Origin of the sequence: Binatus sp. (SeqCode), from assembly GCF_036522015.1 — a bacterium.
Classification (GTDB): domain Bacteria; phylum Desulfobacterota; class Binatia; order Binatales; family Binataceae; genus Binatus.
Genome location: NZ_DATDGQ010000136.1, coordinates 1 through 9,891, shown reverse-complemented (window position 1 = coordinate 9,891; position 9,891 = coordinate 1). Strand labels below are relative to the sequence as shown.

3 protein-coding genes are annotated in these 9,891 nt (G+C 63.5%); 1 reads left to right on the top strand and 2 read right to left on the bottom strand.

What is annotated here, in order from left to right; genetic code table 11:
- Positions 1-507: hypothetical protein (locus tag VIW95_RS05650; RefSeq protein ID WP_331584449.1), on the top strand; the 507-nt coding region annotated here is incomplete at its 5' end.
- A gap of 44 nt (positions 508-551) precedes the next feature.
- Here the strand turns inward: VIW95_RS05650 and VIW95_RS05645 are convergent.
- Both VIW95_RS05645 and VIW95_RS05640 read right to left on the bottom strand, forming a co-directional pair.
- Positions 552-2,012: an alpha/beta hydrolase gene (locus VIW95_RS05645; RefSeq protein ID WP_331584448.1), complete on the bottom strand. Its 1,461-nt coding sequence runs from the start codon at positions 2,010-2,012 to the stop codon at positions 552-554.
- Between the two features lie 109 nt (positions 2,013-2,121).
- Positions 2,122-9,873: a GH36-type glycosyl hydrolase domain-containing protein gene (locus tag VIW95_RS05640; protein WP_331584447.1), complete on the bottom strand. Its 7,752-nt coding sequence runs from the start codon at positions 9,871-9,873 to the stop codon at positions 2,122-2,124.
- Positions 9,874-9,891: the final 18 nt, after the last annotated feature.

Genomic DNA, 9,891 nt, shown 5'->3' with positions numbered 1-9,891 from the left:
TCTATACCAGCAGCGGCGCAACCCAATGGCGGCTTGGCTCAGGTGGTGGCGCTGGACGAATGCGATCCGGCCACGTTCAACGCTGCGCTGGGAGAAAGCGGGACTGGTTTTTGTCACAATGTCGCGCTAGCAACGTTCGGTTATGCGACCAGCCTGAGTGATCTTCTCATGGGAGCCGAGAATGGTTCCCCGGACCCGGGCTGGGACTTCGAACCCGACCAAATGACGATAAAGGAGGGAACCGTCGTTTCCGTGGTTGACCAGGGCGGTGAGCCGCACACCTTCACCGAGGCGAAAGCATTCGGCAACGGATTCCTTCCATCGCTCAACCCCGGCAGCGCGACGAGCGTTATTCCAGAGTGCAATGGCGGCTTTAAGAACCTCGCGGTGGCCCGGACGCGAGTTGTTCAAGGCAGCCATCTCGACATCACCGGTCTGTCCAAGGGCAAGCATCTGTTCCAGTGCTGCATCCATCCCTGGATGCGCATGGAAGTAGACGTGAAGTAGCCCGAGCGAGCTGCCGGCATCCGAATCGGGTGCAAGCAGTTAAATCAGAGGTTCCAGAATATGTGCCGTATGGGATCGGGTTGGTAGGAACAGAACGTGCCAGTGCGGATTGTCTTATCAAGGTAGTTCGCGAGTCCCGAATGATGCTCCTTGATGCGCCCGATCGCGATCCTGATCGTGCGAGTGACGTTCACGCGTGCGCGTTCGGCGCTGGAAGCCGCGCGGCGGTCGCGGCCACGCAGTCCTACGGCGCGTGCCAGCTCAGCGGATAGCGCCTCAAGCTCGTGCTCAACCTTGAGTCCGCGCTTCTCATCGCCAGTCCTCTTGGTTTCTTTGAGCTCCTCCTGGAGTTCTTTGATACGCAGGCGGTAGGCCGCCTTCGCTTGCCCATCAAGGACCTCGCCGGCGTCCCCTCGATCGACTGACTCTCCTGGTCGCGATCCTCCTGCGAGCGTTGTCGCTCGAAACTCGCTATTCGGATGAGCCAAAAGGTGCGCGATATAAGGCAGACCCTTCGAGCCCTTGAATCGGAGCACGCGTCCTTCATATGAGACGGTCCAATACTCGCCCTCGCTCCGGAACATGTTGGCGGGCTTCGTACCGTTGGGAGCCGGCTTGCCGATGCCGAAGCCGCGCGCGAACGCCTTCGTCGAAGGGCCATTTCGTACAGCCGCACTGGATGATTCGGGCAGGCGCGCGACGAACTCCTCAATCAGATCGGCGATGCGATCCTGCGTCTCGTGGTCGAGCACTAAATGGTCCATGCCGGGCAGCTCGTGATATACGGCGCCTGGAATCTTCTCAGCGATGTACCGCCCCGACGCTACCGGGATCAGCGCATCATCCGCACGATGAAGGATCATGGTGGGTACTCGGATCGAGGGCAGCAGGTGACGGACATCGATCTGGTAGTCAGCTCGCATCAGAGCGAGAATCGATGAGGGACTGGATGATTCCCGCTCGATTCGGCCAAACCATTGCATGAAGGCTTTGTCTTTCAACCTGCTCGGAGCATTGAGCCGGAGCAGCACGCCTGTCCCCCAATGTTTTTCCAGCGTGGCCAGAAATCCATCGAATTGCGATTCGGTCAGCGCCCACGGCTCAGCCTTCATCGACACAAAAGTGCCGTACAATACGAGGGCCGAGGTTCGCTCGGGCCGGGTGGCGGCGAAAGTCAGTGACAAGAGGCCGCCTTCCGACCAACCATAGACGATCGCGTTCCTCGAGCCTGCCGCGTCCATCACTGCGCCCACGTCGGCGGTCCGTTCTTCGAGGGTCTGAGCGGCCACCCGATCGGAGAGCCCCTGCCCACGCTTGTCGAAAACAATTACGCGGGCAAAGGAGGTAAGCCTCTGCAGCAGGTATTTGTAGGTCGGCAGTTCCCAAAGAAGTTCGGCGTGCGAGATCGTTCCCGGGACCAGCACGAGGTCCCCTGGGCCGTCGCCTAAAATCCGGTATGCGATGTGAACGTCGCCGTTCTTGGCGTACTTGATCTCGGGTTCCAAGGCGCCCAACCTCCGGCCGACATTACCTGAGCGGGAGAAAACCTAGCATGAGATCATTCGATACCGCCACGTTCCCGATTCGTGCGAGTCGAAGGTCTCGACATCCTGGTCAGCCGAGCACAATTCGCACTCGATGCGCAGCTTGGTCGTCGGCGAGCGCGATTTGCGCCGGACGTTCTGCGAGGGCCTTGCCGTCCAGCTCGACACTGCTTACTCCGCGGCTGACGCTGTGTGGATTTTCGACCGCGATTTCGTAGCGCGTCGAGCCGTATCGATAAACAATCTCGAAACCAGGCCATTTGCCCGGGATGCATGGATCGATCAGCAACGTTTTGCCGCGGAGACGAAAGCCCAGTATCCATTCGAGGCCCGCACGATACATCCATCCCGCCGATCCCGTGTACCACGTCCATCCACCGCGTCCGACGTGAGGCGGCGTCGAGTAAACGTCGGCGCATGCGACGTAAGGATCGACTTTGTAGCGATGGATCCCGGCGCGAGTGTTCGCGTGATTAATCGGATTCAGAATCGAGAACAGTTCGCCCGCCTTGTTGCCGTCCCCGAGCATCGCAAACGCGACGACCGACCATAGCGCCCCGTGCGTGTACTGTCCGCCGTTCTCCCGAAGGCCGGGCGGATAGCCCTTGATATAACCGGGGTCGAGCGGAGTGTGATCGAAGGGCGGCGCAAATAGCAGCACCAGTCCGTCGTCGCCCTTTACCAGGTATTGCTCAACAGCGGCCATCGCGGCTGCGCCACGGTCTGGACTCGCGGCGCCGGAGATTACGCTCCATGATTGCGCGATCGAATCGATTCGGCATTCGACATTGCCGGCCGATCCGAGCGGTGTGCCGTCATCGAAATAACCGCGTCGATACCAGTTGCCGTCCCATCCGTCGCGCTCGAGTGATGCCGCAAGCGCGGTCGCGTGACTCCGCCAGGTCGCGGCGTGCGCGTCGTCGCGACGAATATCCGCCAACGGTGCAAAAGCTTGCAGCGTCGCGTAGAGGAACCATCCGAGCCAGATGCTCTCGCCCTTGCCCGCCTCACCCACGCGGTTCATGCCGTCGTTCCAGTCGCCCGATCCGAACAGCGGGATTCCGTGAACGCCAACCTCGAGGCTTTGATCGAGCGCCAGCGCGCAATGTTCGAAGACGGTGCCGCGCCGCGCGGAGACCGTAGGCTGAAAAAACGATTCAACCTCGCCCGCGTGCAGCTCCGGGCCGTCAAGGAAGGCGACCGTTTCGTCGAGGATGCCGGCGTCTCCCGTCACCTCTATATAGTGAGCGACCGCATACGCCAGCCAGACGCGATCGTCGGCGATTCGCGTGCGAACTCCCTGTCCCGCTGGCGGAAGCCACCAATGTTGCACGTCCCCGGCGGCAAACTGGCGCGACGCCGCGCGAATCAAGTGCTCCCGCGTCAGGGCCGGCCGCGCCACCGTCAACGCCATCACGTCCTGGATCTGATCGCGAAAGCCGTACGCTCCACCCGCCTGGTAAAACGCTGAGCGCGCCCACACGCGGCACGCCAGCGTCTGATACAGCAGCCATCGATTGAGCATGACGTCCATCGAGCGGTCGGGAGTCTTGACCTGAATCGTGCCGAGCAGGTCGTCCCAGTACTGCTTGACCGCAGCCAAAGTCGAGTCGAGGTCAGCGTCGCGATATTTCTTGATCGAAGCGATAGCCGCGGGCGTGCTCGCCGCCTCGCCGAGAAAGAAGACGACCTCGTCGGCGGCGTTGGGTTTGAGCGATACTGTGGTTTGCAGCGCCGCGCATGGATCCATCGCGGCTCCCGATCTGGCGGCCAGCAGTTTGCCCGACGCGAGCGCCGCGGGATTGTCGAGCGCGCCGTTGCGGCCAAGAAACTCGGTCCGGTCGGCGGTCCATGAGAGTGGATTGCCGCGCAAATCTGCGAAAGCGACGCGGTTTCCGTATTCGACGCTGAATGAGTTGCGCGCGAGTATCGCGTGAGTCTCGCGCTCGATCTCGGTGACGATGTATGGCGCCGATGCGCCGCGCGAAGTGCCGAGCACCCATTCCACGTACGCGGTCACCGACAAACGCCGCACGCGCGGCGAGAGATTGCGAATCTTCAGCCGCGAAATTTTGACCGAGTCGTCCACCGGCACGTATTGCGTCAGCTCCAGCGAAATTCCGTGCGCGGTGTGCTCGAAGATGCTGTAACCGTGGCCGTGACGAACGACGTACTGCCCGCCATCCTCGCGGATAGGTAGCGCGGTAGGTCCCCACAGCTCGCCGGTGTCGAGATCCTTAACGTAGAGCACCTCGCCGGGACGGTCGCTCACCGCGTCGTTGGACCACTGCGTAATTTGATGCTGCTGGCTATTGACGGCCCACGTGTACCCGGCGCCTTCGACCGAGACCTGGAATCCGAACGACGGATTCGCGATCACGTTGATCCACGGCGCCGGCGTCCATTGCCCGTCGCCGAGAATCGTCAGGTACTCACAACCGTTCTCGGCAAAACCGCCAAGGCCGTTGAAAAATTCGAGCTCGCGCCTCGGCGTCGAGGGCGCAGCCCGCTGTATTGCGCGAGTCCGCCGCGGCGGCGGCGCTGCCGCCGGCTCGAACATCTCCAGCCTTTTGACTTGTTCCGCCAGCGTCCCGCGACGGCTCAGCAATACCGCCCGCGCCGCAGTCTGCAGAACGCTTCGCAGTTCGGCGGTGACCAGGTCGGCGCGCAGCAAAAATACATTTCCGCATGCGCCCTGTCCGTCGGCAGCCGGCCGCGGGGTCGTTCGAACCAGCCCTTCGAGCGCGGCCTGCAAATCCTGATGGTACGAAGGCGGACGTTCGTTGACGATCACCAAATCAACGCACAGCCGTTTCATGCGCCAATATTCATGGGCGCGAACCAGCTCACGCACTATTTCGAGATCGTCGGCATCGTCGATCCGAACCAGCACGATGGGCAAGTCGCCGGAAATCCCGGCGGGCCACAACTTCGACTGCCCACCCTCGCCGCGCTGCAGCAGCTCGGACGAAGGCCGCAGCGTCGGATCCGAATAGAGCACTCGATTGGCGATACGCTGAAAAAGATGTGCTTCGTCGGCGTCAACCCGCAAGTGATGCAACTGCACTTGCGCCTGCGTCCAGGCGAGCGTCACTGCGCGCTCAAACGCGCTCGAGTCGTGATGCTTATCCACGAGATCGATTACTTCGGCCCGGGTCGGCGCGACGATGGTCCAGAACGCGACGCGAGCCGTGCCGCCGGCCGGTATGCGAAGCCGCCGGCGAACGCTGAAGATCGGATCGAGAACGGTGCCGACAGTATCTGACAGCGGTCGTCCGTCGATCGCTGAAACAGCGTCGCGGACGTCGCGACCGCGCCCGAGAAATTGCGCGCGGTCGGTCTCGAACTGGATCTCGCCGATCGACTCTCCTTCCGCCACCGCCAGATGCGCCGCCCAGACCGGCACATCGGTGGGCGAGCGGAGCCGCCGCGTCGCCAGAATCGCGCCGACCTCGGCGTCGAACTCCGTCTGCACGAACATCTTGGAGAACGCCGGATGCGCGGTATCGGACGCCTCGGTCGCCAGCACGATTTCCGCGTACGAGGTGACCTCGACTTCGCGCACGCGGCTGCCGAGATTCGTGATCGACACGCGGCGAACTTCGGCGTCGTCTTCGGGCGACACGGCCACTTCGAGCGTTGTCGTCGTGGTGCCATCGCGCCGCACGATTTCCGCGCGGTCCTCGGAGAATTCGACTTCGTAATTGTCCGCCTCGACGCCCGCCGGCTGAAAACCCGCCGACCAGACCTTGCCGGTCTGCACGTCGCGGATGAAGATGTACGTCCCCCACGAATCGCAGGTCACGTCCTCGTGCCATCGCGTGATCGCCATGTCGCGCCATCGGCTGAAGCCGGAGCCGGCCGCTGTGATCATCACGGTGTAGTTGCCGTTGGATAACAGATGCGTGCGCGGGATCAGATCGTGCGGCGAATGGAACCGGCGAATAGTCGGCGGCGCACTCTCGCGAACGTTGGCTTCCGCCTTGACCTCCTCCGCGCGCGGACGCGCCACCGCTACGTCGCGCGGCGTTCGTTCCTGCAGCAAAAGTTCGGTCGCCTGGATGATCGGCTCGGCATGAAACCTCGCGCGCATCGCGCCGTCGTTAAGCGCGTCGGCCAGCGCAACCAGCGTCATCCCCTGGTGATGCGCCATATATGCGCGGACCACGGCGACGGTCTCGCCTTCGGGCACCCGCGACGGCGTGTAGTCGAGCGCCTCATACCAGCCGAAATGGCCGAGGCCGCCTGCCTTCAGCAGCGCCGAGAAGTTCTGCGCCGCAGCCTCCGGATTGACCATCGCCGCCAGCGCCGTGGCGTACGGAGCGATCACCGCGTTCTCGCTGAGCCCGCGCTTCAGCCCGAGCCCGGGCACTCCGAAGTTCGAGTATTGATAGGTGAGCTCGAGGTCGCGCGCGTTGTACGCGGACTCGGAAATTCCCCACGGCATCCCAAGTTCGGCGCCGTACTTCATCTGGCGGCGGACCACCAGCCGATTGGTCTGCTCGAGCAGGCTGCCGCCCGGCGCACGCATCACCAGCGACGGCATCAGGTACTCGAACATCGAGCCCGACCACGAGATCAGCGCCGAGCCGCGATCGACCGGCGTCATCGCGCGCCCGAGCCGGAACCAGTGCCGCGCCGGAATTTCTCCCTTCGCGATCGCGACGAAACTCGCCAGCCGCGCCTCGGAAGCCAGCAGATCGTAGCAGTTGGGATCGAGGCTCCCGTCAGTTACGCGGTAACCAATCGAAAGCAGTTGGCGCGCAGGATCGAGCAGGAAGCCGAACTTCATCGCGTCGAGCATCTTGCCCGCGGTCGCGGCGAGTTCCGTCAGGCGCCGCTCCAGCGCTTTGGCCGCGTCGCCTGCCCGCGCACTCGCAACCTGATCGAGCGTCGAGTCCCGGCCCTCCATATCGTTGTATACGTCCGCCAGATCGCCCAGCGCCGGCATCGAATCGGACGTCTTCTCGCGCGCACCTCCTAATGCCAGCGGCCCGAGCAATTCGAGGTCGCGCCGATGCCCGCGGACGCACGCTTGCAGCGCCTCCGCCCATGCGAGCACGTCGGCGGCGGCAGGGTCGGTGCGCTCCAGTGTCAGCGTTCGCGCGATGTCGGCGATTGAATCGCTGTCAGCCGCGAGTTCCTCCAGCCAGGCGGTCAGTTCCTTCACGCTCTTCGGATTCGACGGGATCAACGGCGCCATGGTGTCGAGCACTTCCTCGAGCTGCTTGGGCGTGACGGTGTGCCTGCGCCGGTCGGCGCGCAGCGCGCCCAGCGACTCGCGAATCAGCGCGATCGAGTCTGCGACGCCGCGCATCCACTGGCGGTCCACCACCGGCCGCGCGATCATTTCGCGGCATGCGTTGCCGAGCGCGATTAGATGTCCCGCCAGGTTGCCGCTGTCCACCGACGAAACGTACTTGGGATCCAGCGGGCGCAGGTCGCGCGTGCCGTACCAGTTGTAAAAATGCCCGCGGAACTGCTCCATCCGCTTCATCGTGTCCAGTGTCGCGCCCAGCCGTTCGACGGTCTCATGCGTTCCGATCCAGCCGAAGTCGTGCGCGGCGACCGTCGACAGCAGGTACAGCCCGATGTTGGTCGGCGACGTCCGATGCGCCAGCGCGGGCTTCGGGTCTTCCTGAAAATTGTCCGGCGGGATCATGTTGTCTTCCGCCGTCACAAACTTCTCGAAAAAACGCCACGTGCGCCGCGCAGTCAGTCGCAGCGCCGTCGTGTCAGCGATCGAGAGCGCCCTGGTGCCCTCGATTGCGGGCGGCAGACTTGCCCATCGCGCAATGTCCGGTGACAGCATCCACAAAATCACGAAGGGAACTGCGATCGACGCGCCACCCCGGCCTGCCGATGCGACAACTACCGCGGAGATGACCGCGAGCGCCCATGCTCCCGCGATCATGCCGTAAAACCCGCGCACGTCCGGGCGCGCTGCCCGTTTGGCCTGCGCCGCAGTCGTCCATTCGAGCATCAGCCGATGACTCACGTACAAGCGGTAGAGCGTCCGCGAAATTGCATCTGCCATCAGCCACGCCTGATGCGCCAGCAGCGTCAGCATCATCGCAAGCTGCGATATTCCCACCACAAAGTCGGTGGCGACCGCACGGATATGGCTGCGCTTGGAAATGTCGAGGCGCCGCGGAATGATTCCGGTCACAAATGGAAGCATCGGCGCGGTCGCGATCGTCGCCACGATGAACGCGGTCCACATCGCTGCCGCCGCCAGCGGAAGCCGCCATCCCGCTACCAGCGCTGCCATCGTCATTGGCGCCGACAGCGTGCGACGCAGGTTGTCGATCATTTTCCAGCGTCCGAGCGGCGGTATCGACGATCGTGCCGCGTCGGGATCGAAATGCGCGCGGCCGAGAATCCACGGCAACAATTGCCAGTCGCCGCGGGCCCATCGATGCTGTCGGCCGGCGGCAACGTCGTAGCGCGACGGAAACTCCTCGACCAGTTCGATGTCAGAGACCAATCCGGAGCGCGCGAAAGTTCCCTCGAAAAGATCGTGACTCAGCAGCGTGTCGTCGGGAACGCGGCCCGCGAGCGCCGCCTCGAACACGTCCACATCGTAGATCCCTTTGCCGCTGTAAGAGCCTTCATCGAGGAGATCCTGGTAAACGTCAGATACGGCGAACGCGTACGGATCTATTCCGGCGGCGCTCGAGAAGACGCGCTGGAAAACCGATCCGTCGCGCCCGGTCGGCAGCGAAGCCGTGATTCGCGGCTGAAGCACACCGTGACCTTCGACCACGCGGCCGAGTTCCTTGTCGAAGCGGGGCGCATTCAGCGGATGGGCCATTTTGCCGACCATCCGCTTGGCGGCGCCGCGCGGCAGGCGCGTATCGGCATCGAGCGTGATCACGTAGTGCACACCCGCCGGCCCTGTCGGCGGATGCCCGTCCGACGCGACGAACGTGGTGTCCGTCATGCCGCGCAGCAGCCGATTCAACTCGTGCAGCTTGCCGCGCTTGCGCTCCCAGCCCATCCACACGCCTTCGGCTTCGTCCCACACCCGCTTGCGATGGAGCAGCAAAAATCTGGGGCCGGCGGGACCCGGTCCATGACGTTGATTCAGAAGCGCGATTCCCTTGCTGGCTGCCGCCAGCAGGTCACCGTCGCCGGGCGCAGTTTCCGTCGCCGAGTCGATCCAATCCGACAGGATCGCGAAATACAGCTCGCCGTCCGGACTCGCGAGGTAATGAACCTCGAGCCGCTCGATCTGCTCGTCGATCTCGGCGCGGGTAGTCAACATTGTCGGCATCACGACGATCGTGCGGAGGCTCGGCGGCACCCCGTCGTGCAGCTCGAGCGCGGGAATCGTGGCGGGACCAACGACGGTCGTGACGGCGCGATTGACCAGCGCGACGGCCGCGTCCATCGCCGGAATTATCGCGAGCATCGCGAGAATGAACCGGGTCCATCCAGTGGCGGGCGCGTCCGCGATCCCGGCCAGGCCGACGGCGACGATTACCGCGGTGACCACCGCGATCGTGCCGAGGTATCCTTTGATCCCGGCAGCCTTGTTGGCGCGTGCTATCCAATCGCGAACCGGAGCGCGAAATCCCAGCGTCGCCTCGAGCGCGTGACGTCCTTCTGAAACCAGGTAGTAACCCGGATGATGCTCGCGACACGCCACCACTCCGTCATTGGCCGTTTCGGTCGCCGCACTCTTGGCCGAATCGATCGCACTTTGTGCAACTTCGACTTCGGTGTGCCCCGAACCGAGCGCAAGTTTTTCGATCGCATGCCGGTAACGGTCGCGGGTGGCAAAATCCATCGCGCCGAAGTCGCTGTCGGCGCGCAGCACCGCATCGACTGCGCTTAC